The sequence below is a fragment of the Bradyrhizobium jicamae genome (genome assembly GCF_018130695.1).
Lineage (GTDB): Bacteria > Pseudomonadota > Alphaproteobacteria > Rhizobiales > Xanthobacteraceae > Bradyrhizobium > Bradyrhizobium jicamae_B.
In genome coordinates this window covers 53653-71866 of the sequence record NZ_JAFCJX010000010.1, presented here as the reverse complement: position 1 = coordinate 71866, position 18214 = coordinate 53653, and the positions used below count along the sequence as shown (strand labels likewise).

Sequence of the window (18214 nt, the reverse complement as noted above, 5' to 3'; positions counted from 1 at the left end):
CCTAGACGCTCCAGGGAAGACGAATGGTGGCACTTGCGGTGGCTGCGATGCCTTCCTCGCGCCCCGTAAAGCCGAGCCGCTCGCTCGTGGTGGCCTTAACCGCGACGCGGGAGATGTCGACGCCGGAGATCTCGGCAATGCGCGCGCGCATGGTGTCGCGCAAGGGGCCGATCTTCGGGCGCTCGCAGATCATCGTCACTTCAAGGTTGGCAACGCGGCCGCCGCGCTGGGTCACGCGCTCGACCGCGTATTTCAGGAACTGGTCGGAAGAGGCGCCCTTCCACTTGGCGTCGCTCGGCGGGAAATGCGAGCCGATGTCGCCGTCCGCCAGCGCGCCGAGGATCGCGTCGACCAGCGCGTGCAGGCCGACATCGCCGTCGGAATGGGCGAGAAAGCCCTTCGTATGCGGCACGCGGACGCCGCAGATCATCACATGATCGCCTTCGCCGAAGGCGTGCACGTCGTAGCCGGTGCCGGTCCTGATATCGCCGAGCAGGCTCGCAAGCCGCGCCTCCTCGCGCACGAAGTCTTCCGGTGTGGTGAGTTTCATGTTGGCAGGATCACCTTCAAATGTCGCAACCGTCAATCCCGCCCATTCCGCAATCGCCGCATCATCTGTGAAATCATTGCGGCCCTCGCGCGCGGCGCGGCGATGCGCCTCCAGTATCACGTCAAAGCGAAATGCCTGTGGCGTCTGCGCGATGCGCAGCCGCGCACGGTCGGGAGTCGCCTCGACGTCGCCGGCTTCGTTCGTGACCTTGATCGTGTCGGTGACGGGGGCGACGGGGATCGCGGCCCCGGTGCGGCCGGCGGCCGCGATCGCGCGCGAGATCACGCCCTCGGTGACGAAGGGCCGCGCGGCGTCGTGGATCAGCACGATGTCGGGCTTCTCGGCAGCGAGCGCCTCGAGGCCCGCGCGGACCGACTCCTGGCGCGTCGCGCCGCCATTGGTTGGCGGCTGGTGGCGGAGACCTGCGACAGCCTCGCGGAAAACTGCGGCATCGTCAGGATTGACCACGGGCTGCACAGCGAACACATCGGGGTGGGTCGAGAACGCCTCCAGGGCCCGGTGGATCACCGTCTGCCCGCCGATGGTCCGGTATTGCTTCGGCCCGCCGGCACCGGCGCGCAATCCACGTCCGGCGGCAACAAGGATAGCTGCGGTCCGTTCAGGCTTGGACATGTTCACTCAATGACAAACGAATCGGGGATGTGGAGGGGCGCGGACGCGCCGCGCACAGGCCTTACCATGATCGCCGTGCAAAAACAGAGCTTTCCCATGCTTTCGGATGAGGAGGATTTTGTTGCACTGCACTTGCACAAACGAAAGAACTGTCTAAACTGTAGGCATGAAGCTTGACTGCACAACATTTGTGCTCAGAATAGAACCCGACGGCCGCAATGGCGTGGCCGTGACCCTGACGAGACAGCCGTGACCGGCGTACCAAGTTCGCCCCGTAACCCATTGAAGATAGGTGACATTGCCGTCGCCAATCGGGTTCTTCTGGCGCCCATGTCGGGCGTCACGGACGCCCCGTTCCGGCGCCTTGCGGCAGCCCTCGGCGTGGGACTCGTGGTCTCAGAGATGACCGCCAGCGACGATCTCGTCAATGGTAAGCCGATGTCGAAGCTGCGTTGTGAGGCAGCCGGGATCGGGCCGCATGTGGTCCAGCTCGCCGGCTGCGAGACCCACTGGATGGCGGAGGGCGCCCGCATCGCGGAAGGCTCTGGCGCCGACATCATCGACATCAACATGGGCTGCCCGGCGCGTCATGTTACCGGCGGCCAGTCCGGCTCTGCGCTGATGCGCGACCTCGACCATGCACTGACCCTGATCGACGCGACGATCGCCGCCGTCAAAGTGCCGGTGACGCTGAAGATGCGGCTCGGCTGGGACGAGCGCTCGCTGAACGCACCGGAGCTGGCGCGCCGCGCGGAAGCGGCCGGCGTGCAGATGATCACCGTCCACGGCCGCACCCGCTGTCAGTTCTACAAGGGCGAGGCGGACTGGAGCGCGGTTCGCGCCGTGAAGGAGGCGGTCACGCTTCCCGTCGTCGTCAACGGCGACATCACCTCGCACGACAAGGCGCTCGACGCGCTCGATCAATCCGGCGCCGACGCAGTCATGATCGGCCGCGGCGCGCAGGGGCAGCCGTGGCTGCCCGGCCAGATCGGCCGCCAATTGGAGACGGGCGTTGCCGAGACCGCGCCGCCACTGGCCGCGCAGCTCACGCATATCCGCACCCTCTATGACGAGGGGTTGCGCCATTACGGCGTCCGCGTCGGCCTGAAGCATGTGCGCAAGCATCTCGGCTGGGCCCTTGATGTCGCCGCCGAAACCAGCGGTGCGCCCGCCGAGACGTTGAAGGGCTGGCGGCAGGCGATCCTGACATCGGACGATCCCGCCAGAGTCCACCAATCGCTTGAACGCGCCTACGATGATTTTGCCTGGAGTGCTGCCGCATGACGTCAGCCTTTGACTATCGCCGGCCCGTGGCCACCGATGGCGATGCGATCCTCAACGCCTTGCCCAACCCGGTGCTGCTGATTGCACCCGATGGCCGCATCGTCGACGCCAACATGGCGGCCGAATCCTTCTTCGAGATCTCGACGCAATTCCTGCGCCGCCAGTCGCTGAAGGAATTGGTGCCGTTCGGCAGCCCGCTGCTGGCGCTGATCGACCAGGTCCGCGCCGCGGGTTCGCCGGTCAATGAATACAAGGTCGATCTCGGTACGCCCCGAATCGGCGGCGACCGCCAGGTCGATCTGCATGTCGCGCCGCTGACCGAGCGTCCCGGCCATATCGTGGTGATGCTGCAGGAGCGCACCATCGCCGACAAGATGGACCGCCAGCTGACCCACCGCAGCGCCGCGCGCTCGGTGATCGCGCTGGCCGCAATGCTGGCGCATGAGATCAAGAACCCGCTGTCCGGCATCCGCGGCGCCGCGCAACTCCTGGAGCAGCAGGCGTCCTCGGAAGACCGCCTGCTGACCCGGCTGATCTGCGACGAGGCCGACCGCATCGTCACGCTGGTCGATCGCATGGAAGTGTTCGGCGACGACCGTCCGGTGGCGCGCGGCCCGGTCAACATCCATTCCGTGCTCGACCATGTGAAGCGGCTGGCGCAGTCCGGCTTCGCCCGCAACGTCCGCTTCATCGAGGAATACGATCCGTCGCTGCCGCCGGTGCTGGCGAACCAGGATCAGCTGATCCAGGTGTTCCTCAATCTGGTGAAGAACGCCGCCGAAGCCGTTGCCGATCTCGGCTCGGACGCCGAGATCCAGCTCACCACGGCATTCCGGCCGGGCGTGCGGCTGTCGGTACCGGGGAAGAAATCGCGGGTCTCGCTGCCGCTGGAATTCTGCGTCAAGGACAACGGCTCCGGCGTGCCGGAAGATCTCTTGCCGAACCTGTTCGATCCCTTCGTCACCACCAAGCAGACCGGCAGCGGGCTCGGCCTCGCGCTGGTCGCGAAGATCGTCGGCGATCACGGCGGCATCATCGAATGCGAGTCGCAGCCGCGCAAGACCATCTTCCGCGTGCTGATGCCGATGTACAGCGCTGCCAAGCAACACGACCACAGCAACCGCGACGGCGTTCCGGGTACGCCGTCGCCTGCCTCCCAGGGCGCACGATGAGGACCAACTATGCCTGCAGGTAGCATTCTTGTCGCAGACGACGACACCGCGATCCGGACCGTCCTGAACCAGGCGCTGTCACGCGCCGGCTACGAGGTGCGGCTGACCGGCAATGCCGCCACGCTGTGGCGCTGGGTCAGCCAGGGCGAGGGCGATCTCGTCATCACCGACGTGGTGATGCCCGACGAGAACGCGTTCGATCTGCTGCCGCGGATCAAGAAGATGCGGCCGAACTTGCCCGTCATCGTGATGAGCGCGCAAAACACCTTCATGACCGCGATCCGCGCCTCCGAGCGCGGCGCCTATGAATATCTGCCAAAACCGTTCGACCTGAAGGAGCTGATCACCATCGTCGGCCGGGCGCTGGCCGAGCCGAAGGAGCGGGTGGCCAATCCGGCCGATGACGGCGAGTTCGACTCGATCCCGCTGGTTGGCCGCTCGCCGGCGATGCAGGAAATCTACCGCGTCCTTGCGCGTCTCATGCAGACCGATCTCACCGTGATGATCTCCGGTGAATCAGGCACCGGCAAGGAGCTGGTGGCCCGCGCGCTGCACGACTACGGCAAGCGCCGCAACGGCCCGTTCGTCGCGGTCAACATGGCGGCGATCCCGCGCGACCTCATCGAGTCCGAACTGTTCGGCCACGAGCGCGGTGCCTTCACCGGCGCCAACACCCGCGCCTCCGGCCGCTTCGAGCAGGCCGAGGGCGGCACGCTATTCCTCGACGAAATCGGCGACATGCCGATGGAGGCGCAGACCCGTCTGCTGCGCGTGCTGCAGCAGGGCGAATACACGACCGTCGGCGGCCGCACCCCGATCAAGACCGACGTGCGGATCGTCGCGGCCTCCAACAAGGACCTGCGCATCCTGATCCAGCAGGGCCTGTTCCGCGAGGACCTGTTCTTCCGCCTCAACGTGGTGCCGCTGCGGCTGCCTCCCTTACGTGAGCGCATCGAGGATCTGCCGGACCTGATCCGCCATTTCTTCTCGCTCGCCGAGAAGGACGGACTGCCGCCGAAGAAGCTCGACACCCAGGCGCTGGAGCGATTGAAGCAGCACCGCTGGCCCGGCAACGTCCGCGAGCTCGAAAACCTCGCCCGGCGTCTGGCCGCGCTCTATCCGCAGGACGTCATCACGTCGTCCGTGATCGATGGCGAGCTGGCGCCGCCGGCGGTGACCTCGGGCGGCAACGCCACGGTCGGCGTCGACAATCTCGGCGGCGCGGTCGAGGCCTATCTGTCCTCGCACTTCTCAGGCTTCCCGAACGGCGTGCCGCCGCCGGGCCTCTATCACCGCATCCTCAAGGAGATCGAGATCCCCTTGCTGACGGCCGCGCTCGCCGCCACCCGCGGCAATCAGATCCGCGCCGCCGATCTGCTCGGCCTCAACCGCAACACGCTGCGCAAGAAGATCCGGGATCTCGATATCCAAGTCTATCGCAGCGGCGGCTAGCGCGCCTCTGCCAGGCCCGCCTGCATCGTCCTCCGATTGAGCGTCGGAGGGCGAGGGCTGTGGACACCGCATTTCCTCAAGCACGCGCCGCGGAAATGTCGCAATTCGGCAACATTGTGATATGATTGCATCAGTTCGCGAATCCGCGGATTCAGGCTTTCAGCTCACCACCCCATTGCCGGAATGACGACCGCAGAGACCACGGCTCAAACGCTCGACACGACGCCTGCCGAACCGAGGGAATTCAGCCTGCGCAAATGGCTGGCGCCCTTTGCGGCGGCGACCGCGATGCTGTCGGCGCTCCTGACCTTCATCGTGCTCAGCGGGCTGACCCCGATCGAGCCGACCAAGCACGTCGTCTATTCCTTCCTGCTGATCAACGCGGCCTCGATCCTGCTGATCATCGGGATCATCGTCCGCGACGTCTGGCAGGTGATCCAGGCCCGCCGCCGTGGCCGGGCGGCGGCGCGGCTGCACGTCCAGATCGTCAGCCTGTTCTCGATCATCGCAGTGCTGCCGGCCGTGCTGGTCGCGATCGTCGCCAACGTCACTATCGACCGCGGCCTCGACCGTCTGTTCTCCGGGCCGACGCGCGAGGTGATCCAGAACTCGCTGATCGTGGCGCGCGCCTACACCTATGAGCACGCCCAGCTGATCCGCGGCGACATCCTGGGCATGGCCAACGACGTCTGGCGGGCCCGGCCGCTCTACGACCAGGACCAGAAATCGTTCCAGGAGTTCCTGACCTCCAACGCCGGCGCGCGCAACCTTCCGGGTGCGATGCTGATCGACAAGGACGGCAGGGTGCTGATGACGGCGCAGACCGGCATCAAACAGGATTTCACCAGCCCGCCGGCGGATTTCCTCAAGAACGTCGACGAGAACGAGCCGCAGATCGCGGTCTTTCCTGATGCCAATTACGTCGCCGCCGTGATCCGGCTGCGCGCCTATTCCGACACGTTCCTCTATGTCGCGCGACTGCTTGACCCGCGCGTCGTCAGCCAACTGAAGCAGACCGAAGCCAGCGTCGCCGAATACGCCCAGATCGAGTCGCGCCGGCTCGGCATCCAGGTGACCTTCGCGCTGATGTTCGCGGTGATCGCGCTGACCATCCTGATGGCCTCGGTGCTGATCGGGCTCAACTTCGCCAACTGGCTGGTGGCTCCGATCCGCAACATCATGAGCGCGGCCAACCAGGTCTCGACCGGCGATCTCCACGTCCAGGTGCCTGTGGTGAAGAGCGAGGGCGATCTTGCCCAGCTCGGCGAGACCTTCAACAAGATGACGCAGGAGCTGCGCAGCCAGCGCGACGAGCTGGTCAGCGCCAGCGACCTGATCGACAGCCGCCGCCGCTTCATCGAAGCCGTGCTGTCCTCGGCCAGCGCCGGCATCATCGGCGTCGACGCCTCGACCAGCGTCGGCATCCTCAACCGCTCCGCCGAGAAGCTGATCGGCCATGCTGAGTCCGAGACGCTCGGACATCCACTGTCCGACGTGCTGCCCGAGCTCGACGAGATGATGAAGACCGCGCGGGAGGGCACCCAGCGCCTGGTGCAGGGTCAGGTCACCATCATGCGCGACGGCCATGAGCGAAACCTGTCGGTCCGCATCTCGGCCGAGCAGACCAGCCAGTCGCGCGACAGCTACATCATCACGCTCGACGACATCACCGAATTGGTCTCGGCGCAGCGCACCTCGGCCTGGGGCGACGTCGCCCGCCGCATCGCGCATGAGATCAAGAACCCGCTGACCCCGATCCAGCTCTCCGCCGAGCGCATCCGCCGCAGGTTCGGCAAGACCATCACCGAGGAAAAGGACAAGTCGATCTTCGAGCAGTGCACCGACACGATCGTGCGCCAGGTCGACGACATCAGGCGGATGGTCGACGAGTTCGCCCGCTTTGCGCGGATGCCGAAGCCCGTGATGGAAGGCGAGGACGTCGCCGACGTGGTGCGGCAGGCGGTGTTCCTGATGAAGGTCGGCCATCCCGATCTCGATATCGAGGCCGACATCAGGCAGGACAAGCTGCCGGCGCAGTTCGACCGCCGCCTGATCTCGCAGGCGCTGACCAACATCATCAAGAACGCCACCGAGGCGATCGAGCAGGTGCCGCCGGAGGAGCTCGGCAAGGGCCGCATCGACGTGGTGGCGCAGCGCGAGGGCGACGACATCATCATCGACGTCGTCGACAACGGCATCGGCCTGCCCAAGGTGGCGCGGCAGCGGCTGCTGGAGCCCTATGTCACCACGCGGCAAAAGGGCACGGGCCTTGGCCTTGCCATCGTCGGCCGCGTACTGGAGGACCATGGCGGCCGCATCGAGCTGAAGGACGCCTCCGACTTCCGGGACGGCCAGCGCGGTGCCTGGATGCGCTTGCGCTTCGCCGTCACCGGGCATGCGGCCAAGCAGGACGCCAAGGAGCAGCCCCCCGAGGTGAAGCCCGAGACGCCCGTGCAGGGTGACGCAGAAAAAAATCCACCGGCGGAGGCGACCAGCGCGCCGGACCCAGCGACCAACGATGAAGCAAAAATCAATGCCGCAACAGGCAACTGACAAGACAGGTGTAACAAATGGCCAGTGACATTCTGATTGTCGACGACGAAGCAGACATTCGCGACCTCGTTGCGGGCATCCTGGACGATGAGGGCTTTGCCACGCGCACTGCGCGTGACAGCGATTCGGCACTGGCCGAGATCGCCAACCGCCGGCCGCATCTGGTGTTCCTCGACATCTGGCTGCAGGGCTCCAAGCTCGACGGCCTGCAGCTGCTCGAGCAGATCAAGAAGGACAACGCCGATCTGCCGGTCGTGATGATCTCCGGCCACGGCAACATCGAGACCGCGGTCGCCGCGATCAAGCGCGGTGCCTACGACTTCATTGAAAAGCCCTTCAAGTCGGATCGGCTGATCCTGGTCGCGACCCGCGCGCTGGAGACCTCGCGGCTGAAGCGCGAGGTCAAGGAGCTGAAGCAGCTGGCGCCTGCGGCGAGCACGCTGACCGGCCGCTCCGCCTGCATGAACCAGCTGCGCCAGACCATCGACCGCGCCGCCAAGGCCAACAGCCGCATCCTGATCGTCGGTCCCTCCGGCGCCGGCAAGGAGCTCGCCGCACGCACGCTGCACAACGCCTCGAGCCGCTCCGAGGGCCCGTTCGTGGTGATCAATGCGGCGGCGATCACGCCGGAGCGCATGGAGGTCGAGCTGTTCGGCATCGAGGGCGGTTCGAACGGCGAGCAGCAGCGCAAGCCCGGCGCGCTCGAAGAGGCGCATGGCGGCACGCTGTTCATCGACGAGATCGCCGACATGCCGCGCGAGACCCAGAACAAGATCCTGCGCGTCCTCGTCGACCAGACGTTCCAGCGCCAGGGCGGCACCAGCAAGGTGCATGTCGACGTCCGCATCATCTCCTCGACCGCGCGCAACCTGGAGGAGGAGATCGCCGCCGGCCATTTCCGCGAAGACCTCTATCACCGCCTCTCGGTGGTGCCGATCCGCGTGCCGCCGCTGTCGGAGCGGCGCGAGGACATTCCGGAATTGATCGACTACTTCATGGACCAGATCTCGGCCGCGACCGGCCTGCCGAAGCGGCAGATCGGCCAGGACGCGATGGCCGTGCTGCAATCGCATGTCTGGCCGGGCAACGTCCGCCAGCTCCGCAACAACGTCGAGCGGGTGATGATCCTCGCCGGCGGCGGCCCCGAGGCGATCATCACCGCCGACATGTTGCCGCAGGACGTCGGCTCGATGGTGCCGGCGATGCCGACCTCCAACAATGGCGAGCACATCATGGGCCTGCCGCTGCGCGAGGCGCGGGAGGTGTTCGAGCGCGACTATCTGATCGCCCAGATCAGCCGCTTCTCCGGCAATATCTCGCGCACCGCCGAGTTTGTCGGCATGGAGCGCTCGGCATTGCATCGCAAGTTGAAGGCGCTCGGCGTCGGTTGATAGCGCTGTCACGCGTATACAATTCGGCGCCCGATTCTGATTTGTCAGGATCGGGTGCGGCTATCTGCCCGAAAGCTGGGGATTCAAACAGCTGCTTGAGAATATTCATCTCTTTCGCAGCGATTTCGTAGAATTGCCACCGTGTTCGTACGGAGTGGCGCAGGAACCGGCTTGCCTAAAAAGCGCGCGTGGCCTCTAATCCTAACGCCGAGCCTGCCGGAGGGGGATCTCAGGGTGGGACGGTGGCCGGGAGAGGCTCCGCGAGAGGGCAACACTCGGTCCAACAAAAAAAGAAGCACGAAACTGCGGGATAAAAACAATGGCGGCAGACCGCGCACAAAATCTACAAGACACCTTCCTAAATCACGTTCGTAAAACAAAAACGCCTCTGACGATCTTTCTGGTGAACGGAGTGAAGCTGCAGGGCATTGTCACCTGGTTCGACAATTTCTGCCTGCTGCTGCGGCGCGACGGTCACTCGCAGCTTGTCTACAAGCATGCGATCTCGACCATCATGCCGGGTGCGCCGATCCAGCTGTTCGAAGGCGGCGAGGATGCGCCTGCTTGAGAGTGACCTGATTGGAACCCTTCGATCGTGAAGGGGGCGCCGATCGTCCGCGATCGGCGGGGAACAGCAAGACCGGGCGAGTGATCGTCATCGGCCCTTACCTGCGCACGCGCCGTGGCGACGGCGATGCGCAAACGGAATCGTCTGTTCGCGATTATGAGGCGCGGATCGAAGAAGCCGCCGGTCTCGCGCGCGCCATTGATCTCACCGTGGCGCAGGCGCTGCCGGCGCCGATCAGCCAGATCCGTCCCGCCACCTATCTCGGCAAGGGCAAGGTCGAGGAGATCAATGGTCTCGTTGCCAGCGAGCATGTCGAGCTCGTGGTGATGGATTGCGCGCTGTCGCCGATCCAGCAGCGCAATCTCGAGAAGGCCTGGAGCACCAAGGTGCTCGACCGCACCGGCCTGATCCTGGAAATCTTCGGCCGCCGCGCCAAGACCAAGGAGGGCGCGCTGCAGGTCGAGCTGGCGCATCTGAATTACCAGCGCTCGCGCCTGGTGCGGTCCTGGACCCATCTGGAACGCCAGCGCGGCGGCTTCGGCTTCATGGGCGGCCCCGGCGAAACCCAGATCGAGGCCGATCGCCGCTTGATCAGCGAGCGCATCACCAAGCTCGAAGGCGAGTTGAAGAAGGTGCAGGCGACGCGGCGATTGCATCGCGCCGGCCGCCAGCGCGTGCCGTATCGCGTGGTGGCGCTCGTCGGCTACACCAATGCCGGCAAGTCGACGCTGTTCAATCGCCTGACGCGTGCCGACGTGCAGGCCGCCGACATGCTGTTCGCCACACTCGATCCCACCTTGCGCGCGCTGACGCTGCCGCATGGCGGCAAGGCGATGCTCTCTGACACTGTCGGCTTCATCTCCAATTTGCCGACCCAGCTCGTCGCCGCCTTCCGCGCCACGCTGGAGGAGGTGCTGGAGGCCGACATCATCCTGCATGTTCGCGACATCTCGCACGAGGATGCCGAGGCGCAGGAGGCCGACGTCGAGAACGTGCTGCGGCAGCTCGGCATCGATCCCTCGGCCGATTCCGGCAACCGCATCATCGAGGTCTGGAACAAGATCGACCGCTTCGATCCCGAGGAGCGCGACAATCTCAAAAATATCGCCGCGCGCCGACCGCCGGAACGGCCGTGCTTCCTGGTGTCGGCCGTGTCGGGCGAGGGGATCGACGATCTGCTGACCGCGATCGAGGACCGCCTTGCGGCCAAGCGCATGACGCTCAATCTCTCGATATCAGCGTCCGACGGCGCCGGCATCTCCTGGCTGCATCGCAACGCCGAGGTGCTGAACAAGGAGCTGCACGGCGAGCGCTTCGACATGACCGTCCGCGTCGATGAGACGAAGCGGGATATCGTGATGAACCGGTTTGATGCCGTACCATCAGGCGCCTAGGTCCCGCACGGTTTCAGCTGGGGCAATATCGGAAACCATGACAATGACATGACTTTGCCCGGGTGCGGCAGGTTGCCGCACTTTCTGTTTGAAATCGGCGTCGTCTTGGTCCATTGCGCTGCGGAGTGCAAAGGCGAGGGCCGATCCATGCAGAATGCCAATGAAGCCATGGCGGGCGACAAGCTCGGCAACGGGACGGGGACTCTGGCCCAGGAGCGTGCGCCCGACATCGTCGAGGCGATGAATGCACATGGCCCGGACAAGGCCGCAGCGATATTGCGGTCGCTGCCGGCCGAGAAGGCGATCGAGGTGTTGGATCTGCCCGGGCTCGCCAGCACCTGCGAGATCATCGCGGAACTGCCGACCGAGACGGCCGTCGCGCTGCTGTCCGGCGTCTCCGACGACCGCGCGGCCGACATCTTCAAGGAGCTGATCGAGCCGCTGCGCACCACGCTGCTGAACGGGCTCACCCCTGAGACCCGCACCGTCATCTCCGGACTGCTCGCCTATCCCGAGCGCAGCGCGGGCAGCATCATGACGACGGAGTTCGTCAGCGTGCCCGCGACCTGGACCATCGCAGAAGTGCTGCATCACATCCGCATGGTCGAGCGCACGCGCGAGACGGTCTACTCGATCTTCGTGATCGATCCCGTCAAGAAGACGCTGATCCAGGCCGTCCCGTTGCGCCGCCTGATCTCGGGCGACCCGCACGCCAGCGTGCTGACCGCGGCGCCGGCGCGGCGGCCGTTGACGGTCTCGCCGGAAGCCGACCGCATGGAGGCGGCGCGGCTGATCTCCCGTTACGATGTGCTCGCGGTCGCGGTCGTTGACGGTCCCGGCCGCATCCTCGGCATCGTCACGGTCGACGACGTCATCGACGCCATTGTCGAGGAATCGACCGAGGACGCCCAGAAGTTCGGCGGCATGGAAGCGATCGACGAGCCGTATCTGCGGATCAGTTTCGGCGAAATGATCAAGAAGCGCGCCGGCTGGCTGTGCGCGCTGTTCCTGTCGGAAATGCTGACGGCAACCGCAATGCAGACTTACCAAAGCGAGCTCGAGAAGGCGATCGTGCTGACGCTCTTCATTCCGCTGATCATGAGCTCGGGCGGCAATTCCGGATCGCAGGCCACCTCGCTCTTGATCCGCTCGCTGGCGCTGCATGAGGTGCGGCTTGGTGACTGGTGGCGCGTGGCCATTCGCGAACTGCCGACCGGCATCACGCTCGGCGCCATTCTCGGCGTGATCGGCATCGTCAGGATCACGCTCTGGCAGACGCTCGGCCTGTTCGACTACGGCCCGCATTGGGGCCTCGTCGCTGTGACCGTCGGCGCGGCGCTGGTCGGCATCGTGACGTTCGGATCACTGTCGGGCTCGATGCTGCCTTTCATCCTCAAGCGCATCGGCTTCGACCCCGCGAGCGCATCGGCGCCGTTCGTGGCGACGCTGGTCGACGTGACAGGGCTGGTGATCTATTTCGGCGTGGCGGCGGTGATTCTGCGCGGCACGCTGCTGTGAGGCGGCCGCTACTGCCGCGACATTGTCGTCCCGGCGAAGGCCGGGACCCATAACCACCGAATCGTGTTGCTGAGCACGAGAGCAGTTGCCCCACTCGTGGCGTGGCTTGCGCGCGTGATATTAGCTGCCTCAGTCCATCGATAGATCACGCGGTATGGGTCCCGGCCTTCGCCGGGACGACAGTGGGGGATTTCGTCTTCGCCTCGTTCCACAGCGCATCCATCTCCTGCAGCGACGCATCGTTCAGCGAACGTCCCTTCGCAGTCAGCGTCCGCTCGATATAGGCAAACCGCCGCTCGAATTTTGCATTCGTGGCGCGCAGCGCCGCATCTGGATCGGCATCGACGTGGCGGGCGAGGTTGACGACGGCAAACAGCAGGTCGCCGGTTTCTTCCGCCAGCTCTTGGCTGTCGTTGCGGTCGAGCGCAGCCTCGATCTCGTCGGCTTCCTCGCGGATTTTGGCCAACACGGCGCGCGGGTCGTTCCAGTCGAAGCCGACGGTGGAGGCCTTACGCTGCAATTCCATCGCGCGCGACAGCGCGGGCAGGCCGGCTTTCACGCTCGCCAGCAGGGACGAGTGGGCGAGGTCGTCAGGTCCACGGCGCGCGGCGCGCTCGGCCTTCTCCTCGGCCTTGATGCGGTCCCAGGCGCTCTTGACGCCGGCCGGCTGGATGTTGCCGTCCTTGTCGGCGAAGACATGCGGATGGCGGCGGATCATCTTCTTCGTGATCGCCTCGACGACATCGCCGAATTCAAACGCATTCTGCTCTTCGGCCATGCGGGCGTGATAGACCACCTGCAGCAGGAGATCGCCGAGCTCGTCGCGCAGGTCTTCGAAATCGTTGCGCGAGATCGCGTCCGCGACCTCATAGGCCTCCTCGATTGTGTAGGGCGCAATGGTCTGGAAATTCTGCAAGAGGTCCCACGGGCATCCGGTCACCGGCGTGCGCAGCGCAGCCATGATCTCGATCAGGCGGGAAATATCGCGGGAAGGGGTCATCGGGCACCGGAACGTGGATGGTTTGGGCTTTATGCCAAAACCTTCCACGCGAGCCCAGCGGAACCGGCCGGTGTCACCCTCAATTTCCACCGATCCGCCGCGATCAGGCTTCCGTCTCGGCCGTCCGATATCGCAGGATGAGCATGTAGATAGCTGCTACTCCACCGAGACCGAAAAAGCCGATGATGCCGAGCGGAAACAGCCAGTCACCAGGCGTGAGGATGAACAGCAGTGTACCGACCAAGACAAATACCAAGGAGCCTATTACCGATAGCCAGAGCTTGACCGGACCAAGCGCATGGGCCACCGGCGTCATGATTTCATGGAACGACAATCTTTCGTCGACCACTTCAAAGTGACGCAGCGCGAGCCGCGTCCAGACGTAATAGAGGACAAGCACGGCGACGACCAGAACGGCCGCAACGGCGTAAGCGCCAAAGAAGGTGGGTACGAGGATGACTGCGGTGGTGACCACCATGCAGGCGGTGATCAGTCGCTGGAGTCGCCAATAATCGTCCTCCGAGGGGACCACGTATCCACGGCTCAGCACGCCCCATGGAAAGAACAGCAAGCGGCCGTCTTGCGAGACTTTGAAACCGCTGTTGACCAAACCCTCGAACTCCTCCATCAGGTGCTTATTTATTTCTCCACTACCATAGCGCGCATGCGCTTGCAACGGACGTGCTGTCGGGGCGGCGTATCCTGACACGTTGATGATCGCAGGGAAGTGAATTAGTTGAAGCCCATGAGCGATCAATCCACCTCTGAAACCGCGCTGGTGCTGTTCTCCGGCGGCCAGGATTCCACCACCTGCCTCGCCTGGGCGCTGTCCCGCTTTGCCCGCGTCGAGATGCTCGGTTTCGCCTATGGCCAGCGTCATGCGATCGAGCTCGATCGCCGCGATCGCCTGCTGGCCGAACTGAAGGCGATGCGGCCGGACTGGGCCGCCAAGCTCCGGGACAGCCACACACTGGCGATCCCGACGCTGGCGGAGATTTCCGACACGGCGCTGACGCGTGACGTCGCGATCGAGATGGGAGCGGACGGCCTGCCGAACACCTTCGTGCCCGGCCGCAACCTGGTGTTCCTCACCTTCGCTGCGGCGCTGGCCTATCGCCGCGGCATCCGCCACATCGTCGGCGGCATGTGCGAGACCGATTACTCCGGCTATCCCGATTGCCGCGACGAGACCATCAAGGCGCAGCAGGCCGCGCTCAACCTCGGCATGGCCAAAAATTTCGAGCTGCACACACCGCTGATGTGGCTCGACAAGGCCGCAACCTGGCAGCTTGCGCATGATCTCGGCGGGGCAGGGCTGGTCGACCTGATCCGGGAGCAATCCCACACCTGCTATCTCGGCGAACGCGGCGCCCGGCACGACTGGGGCTATGGCTGTGGCGAATGCCCGGCCTGCGCGCTGCGCGCCAAAGGCTGGCGGGAGTATGCGGCGCGCAGCACGCGCGGGGATCATTGATCGGCGCCGTAGGGGGCTGCGGACGCATACCTCAACTGTCGTCGCCCGCGAATGCGGGCGATCCAGTACGCCGCGGCCCATCGGTACAATCGCAGGCGTCTCTGGAATACTGGATCACCCGCATGCGCGGGTGATGACACGATTAGGCTGTTTGATATTTAATCAGAACCTATCCCCGTCATTGCGAGCAAAGCGAAGCAATCCATGCCACCGCGTGGCGGATGCATGGATTGCTTCGTCACTTCGCTCCCTTGCACAAACGCTTCGCGTTTGTTGCAGGCAATGACGGCGCGCTACCCGAAATCCCCCGGCGTCAGCTCGATCGGTTTGCCGTGCGGGGTGCGGTCGGCGGCGTGGTCCCAGGCGTCGCGGTAGCGGTGCAAATTGTCCGGCGTGGTGACGCCCTTGGCGGCGACCAGCGTTTCCAGCGTGGCCAGCCAGTGCCGATAGTACGTCTCGCCCGTATCGGGATCGCCGGCGGCTTGCGCGCGCTTGATCTGGGCGCCCAGCGCCTCCGCCCATTCATTCCAGGTGAAGACGCCGGCCTCGTGCAGCGCCAGCGCCATCGCGAAGGCGCGCGCTTCCCAGGGCTCGCGGAACACCGGGCCATCCTCATCGCGAGGCACGCCGGGCACGGCGACCGCGGCGCGCATCGCCTGTTGGGGACCGAGTGACATCAGGCGCGCTCCAGATAGGATTCCCAGGCATCGACGGAAACGGAGAGCGTCGGGTCGGTGCCGGCGCCCCAAAGCTCAGGTCCGTCGAAGCGCACGGTGTAGAGCCATTGCGGATTCTCGCCTTGGCCCAGCGCGTTCAGATCGGGAAACACGTGGCAGCCATGGTTCATCTCGATGGTGCCGAGATGGCCGCGGACATAGAGGGGCAGGCGGGTGTGGGTGGTCGGATGGATGTCCTTCATCCGCACGATCTCACCGTCCTTGAACAAGGCAGGCGCCGGAGCAGGGCGCTCGGTCGGGCCACCGCGCCGGATCGCCGGCGTGACCTCATCAGGCGCCACCGGCTTGATGCCGGGCTTCGGCGGCGCGAGCACTTGGCCAGCCTCGATCTCCTCGCGCGTGACGAGCCCACGCTCGATCATCAAGGTCTCGAGGCCTGCGAGCCAGATCTGGAAATAGCTCTTGCTGAGATAGTCGTCGGGCGGACGGTTCTCGCGGGCGAAGCGCGACATGTCGATGTTCCAGCCGCCGGGGCGGGCCATCGCGACGGTCAACGCAAACGCGCGGCGCTCCCATTCGCCGTGGAACACCGGCTCGTTCGCCTCGGGGACGACGGGACCAAATCCCTTCACGCCGCCCATGTCATGCGCGCCGTCCATCAGGATGCCTCGCCGGGTTGCTTCGCGAGACCGGTGCCGATCATGCTGTCGCGGGTGACGAGCTCGGCGAGCTGTTCCTCGCTCCAGCCGTCGGTGCCTTCGGGGCGCATCGGCAGCACGAGGTATCGGATCTCGGCGGTCGAATCCCAGACGCGGATTTTCGTCGCCTCCGGCAGCGCGACGCCGAAATCCCTGAGCACGCCGCGTGGATCGGCGACGGCGCGGGAGCGATAGGGGGCCGACTTGTACCAAACCGGCGGCAGGCCGAGCACGGGATGCGGATAGCAGGAGCACAGCGTGCACACGACCATGTTATGCTGGTCGGGCGTGTTCTCGACCACCACCATGTGCTCGCCCTGGCGGCCGGAATAATCCAGCTCGGCGATCGCGGCGGTCGCATCCTTCAACAGACGCGCGCGATAGGCCGGATCGCTCCACGCCTTCGCCACCACGCGGATGCCATTGCGCGGACCGATCTTCTTCTCATAGAGCTCGATCAGCAGATCAAGCGAGCTCGGATCGACGTAGCCTTTCTCGGTCAGGATCGATTCCAGCGCGCGCACGCGCAGCTCGGTCTCCGACAGTTCGGAATGGTCGTGATCGTGGTGATGATGGTGATCGTGATGGTCGTGGTCATGTCCGCTCATGCGGGGAGGATAGGCGAAGAATCCGGGTGATGTCGAGGCGGGCCGTTGCTAAGGATCCGACACAACAACGCGAGCAGGGAGGTATTTTGTGGCCGACCATGTGACAATCGAAAAAGGCCTCGGACCCGAGGGCCGCATTGCCGTGGTGCGCTTCGATCGCGGCGACGGCATCAATGCGCTGTCGCCGCAGGCGCTGCGTGATCTCACCGACGTCGCGCGCAGCTTTGAGGATGACGGCGACACGTCCGTCGTCGTGCTGACCGGCGGCGCAAAATGCTTCAGCGCCGGCTTCGATCTCAAGGACGCCGAAGGCCGCGCGCGCAAGACCATGGATATGGGCGCGCTGCGCCGGCACCTGAAACTCGGGCCGCGGCTGACGCGGGCGTGGCAGGAGATGGAGCAGGTCACGATCGGCGCCATCGAGGGCTTTTGCGTCGGCGGCGGCGTGGCGCTCGCGGTCGCGCTCGACTTCCGAGTCATGGCGCGCGATGCGCATATGCGCGTCCCCGAGATCGGGCTCGGCATGAACATGAGCTGGCAGAGCGTGCCGCGGATGCTGCATCTGATGGGCCCGGCGCGCACCAAGCAGGCCGTGATCCTGGCCGACGATCGCATCTCGGCGGAGCAGGCCTATGAATGGCGCCTGGTGGAGCAGGTGGCTGACCCCGGGAAATCCTTCGAAGGGGCGATGGCGCTCGCGGAGAAGGTCGCGGCCCAACCGCCGATCTCGGTCGCGATGACCAAGCTGACGGTCAATCGCCTCGCGCACGCGCTCGACGATCTCGCCGCGCATATGGACCTCGACCAGTTCGCACTCGCTGGAATGACGGAGGACCACAAGGAGGGCGTCGCGGCCTTCCTCGAGCGGCGCAAGCCGCGCTTCAGGGGCCGTTGAAGGTCAGGTGGATCAGCAGCCGCGGCAGATCGATCCCTTGACCATCTTGTCGACCGTGGCGTCCATGCGCGCGATCGCCGGATCGGTCCCGATCGCCACGCCCTTGGTCGGGTTGCCGGTGCCGGACGACGACTGCGCGGTGCCGAGAGCATTGGTGCCGGGCACATCGGCATGCATGGCGAAGCCGCTGGTGCCGTGCTGCGATCCGCCGCCACGACCGAAGCTCGCGGTGGTGGGAACGGTGAGCAGGACGGCGACACAGGCGGTGGAGATGACTCTGATCATACCGAGCGCTCCAGTTGATGACCCCGCGCAAGGCTACGTCGCGCTCAGCCCTCAACGCTACG

The 18214-nt window shown here is 65.3% G+C and carries 17 protein-coding genes; 10 read left to right on the top strand and 7 right to left on the bottom strand.

The features are described 5' to 3' along the window. Position 1 precedes the first annotated feature (1 nt). Complete coding sequence (locus JQ604_RS16205; protein WP_212358416.1) at positions 2-1183, bottom strand: bifunctional 2-C-methyl-D-erythritol 4-phosphate cytidylyltransferase/2-C-methyl-D-erythritol 2,4-cyclodiphosphate synthase; 1182 nt, start codon at positions 1181-1183, stop codon at positions 2-4. A gap of 282 nt (positions 1184-1465) precedes the next feature. Here JQ604_RS16205 and dusB point away from each other — a divergent pair, with 282 nt between their 5' ends. The 8 genes from dusB (at position 1466) to mgtE (ending at position 12515) form a co-directional block, all read left to right on the top strand. Next, positions 1466-2467, top strand: a complete 1002-nt coding sequence (gene dusB / locus JQ604_RS16200) for a tRNA dihydrouridine synthase DusB (protein ID WP_212358642.1) — start codon at positions 1466-1468, stop codon at positions 2465-2467. Further along, positions 2464-3639: a two-component system sensor histidine kinase NtrB gene (locus JQ604_RS16195; protein WP_212358415.1), complete on the top strand. Its 1176-nt coding sequence runs from the start codon at positions 2464-2466 to the stop codon at positions 3637-3639. Before dusB ends, JQ604_RS16195 begins: the two co-directional genes overlap by 4 nt. Before the next feature lie 9 nt (positions 3640-3648). After that, the gene (gene ntrC, locus JQ604_RS16190) at positions 3649-5091 is read left to right on the top strand and encodes a nitrogen regulation protein NR(I) (protein WP_212358414.1); all 1443 of its coding nucleotides are present in this window, start codon (positions 3649-3651) and stop codon (positions 5089-5091) included. 183 nt (positions 5092-5274) lie between these two features. Then, the gene (locus tag JQ604_RS16185) at positions 5275-7644 is read left to right on the top strand and encodes a sensor histidine kinase NtrY-like (protein WP_212358413.1); all 2370 of its coding nucleotides are present in this window, start codon (positions 5275-5277) and stop codon (positions 7642-7644) included. A gap of 17 nt (positions 7645-7661) precedes the next feature. Further along, positions 7662-9035, top strand: a complete 1374-nt coding sequence (locus JQ604_RS16180) for a sigma-54-dependent transcriptional regulator (protein ID WP_212358412.1) — start codon at positions 7662-7664, stop codon at positions 9033-9035. 319 nt (positions 9036-9354) lie between these two features. Then, positions 9355-9603, top strand: a complete 249-nt coding sequence (gene hfq, locus JQ604_RS16175; protein ID WP_006020546.1) for an RNA chaperone Hfq — start codon at positions 9355-9357, stop codon at positions 9601-9603. Between the two features lie 11 nt (positions 9604-9614). Next, complete coding sequence (gene hflX, locus JQ604_RS16170; RefSeq protein WP_212358411.1) at positions 9615-10997, top strand: GTPase HflX; 1383 nt, start codon at positions 9615-9617, stop codon at positions 10995-10997. Positions 10998-11144: 147 nt separating this feature from the next. Further along, positions 11145-12515, top strand: a complete 1371-nt coding sequence (gene mgtE, locus JQ604_RS16165; protein ID WP_212358410.1) for a magnesium transporter — start codon at positions 11145-11147, stop codon at positions 12513-12515. Positions 12516-12660: 145 nt separating this feature from the next. On the opposite strand, the gene mazG is transcribed toward mgtE, so the two are convergent. Together mazG and JQ604_RS16155 are read right to left on the bottom strand one after the other, a co-directional pair. Continuing rightward, positions 12661-13515 carry a nucleoside triphosphate pyrophosphohydrolase gene (gene mazG / locus JQ604_RS16160; protein ID WP_212358409.1) on the bottom strand — a complete coding sequence of 285 codons (855 nt, stop codon included), beginning with the start codon at positions 13513-13515 and terminating at the stop codon, positions 12661-12663. 103 nt (positions 13516-13618) lie between these two features. Next, complete coding sequence (locus JQ604_RS16155; protein WP_212358408.1) at positions 13619-14143, bottom strand: hypothetical protein; 525 nt, start codon at positions 14141-14143, stop codon at positions 13619-13621. A 117-nt stretch (positions 14144-14260) separates the two neighbouring features. Between JQ604_RS16155 and queC the strand changes: the two genes are divergently transcribed. After that, positions 14261-14989, top strand: coding sequence for a 7-cyano-7-deazaguanine synthase QueC (gene queC, locus JQ604_RS16150; RefSeq protein WP_212358407.1), 729 nt, complete (start codon positions 14261-14263; stop codon positions 14987-14989). A gap of 293 nt (positions 14990-15282) precedes the next feature. Here queC and JQ604_RS16145 read toward each other — a convergent pair whose 3' ends face one another. Genes JQ604_RS16145 through nthA form a run of 3 tightly spaced genes read right to left on the bottom strand, consistent with a single transcriptional unit; the run spans position 15283 to position 16972 of the window. Beyond that, entirely contained in the window at positions 15283-15666 is a 384-nt protein-coding gene (locus tag JQ604_RS16145; RefSeq protein ID WP_212358406.1) for a nitrile hydratase accessory protein, read from the bottom strand. Then, complete coding sequence (nthB, locus tag JQ604_RS16140; protein ID WP_212358405.1) at positions 15666-16325, bottom strand: nitrile hydratase subunit beta; 660 nt, start codon at positions 16323-16325, stop codon at positions 15666-15668. Before nthB ends, JQ604_RS16145 begins: the two co-directional genes overlap by 1 nt. Further along, positions 16325-16972, bottom strand: coding sequence for a nitrile hydratase subunit alpha (nthA, locus tag JQ604_RS16135; RefSeq protein ID WP_212358404.1), 648 nt, complete (start codon positions 16970-16972; stop codon positions 16325-16327). The genes nthB and nthA overlap by 1 nt, the downstream gene beginning before the upstream one ends. 88 nt (positions 16973-17060) lie before the next feature. Between nthA and JQ604_RS16130 the strand changes: the two genes are divergently transcribed. Further along, positions 17061-17867, top strand: a complete 807-nt coding sequence (locus tag JQ604_RS16130; protein WP_212358403.1) for an enoyl-CoA hydratase/isomerase family protein — start codon at positions 17061-17063, stop codon at positions 17865-17867. 12 nt (positions 17868-17879) lie between these two features. Here JQ604_RS16130 and JQ604_RS16125 read toward each other — a convergent pair whose 3' ends face one another. Beyond that, complete coding sequence (locus JQ604_RS16125) at positions 17880-18152, bottom strand: hypothetical protein (RefSeq protein ID WP_212358402.1); 273 nt, start codon at positions 18150-18152, stop codon at positions 17880-17882. Positions 18153-18214 lie beyond the last annotated feature (62 nt).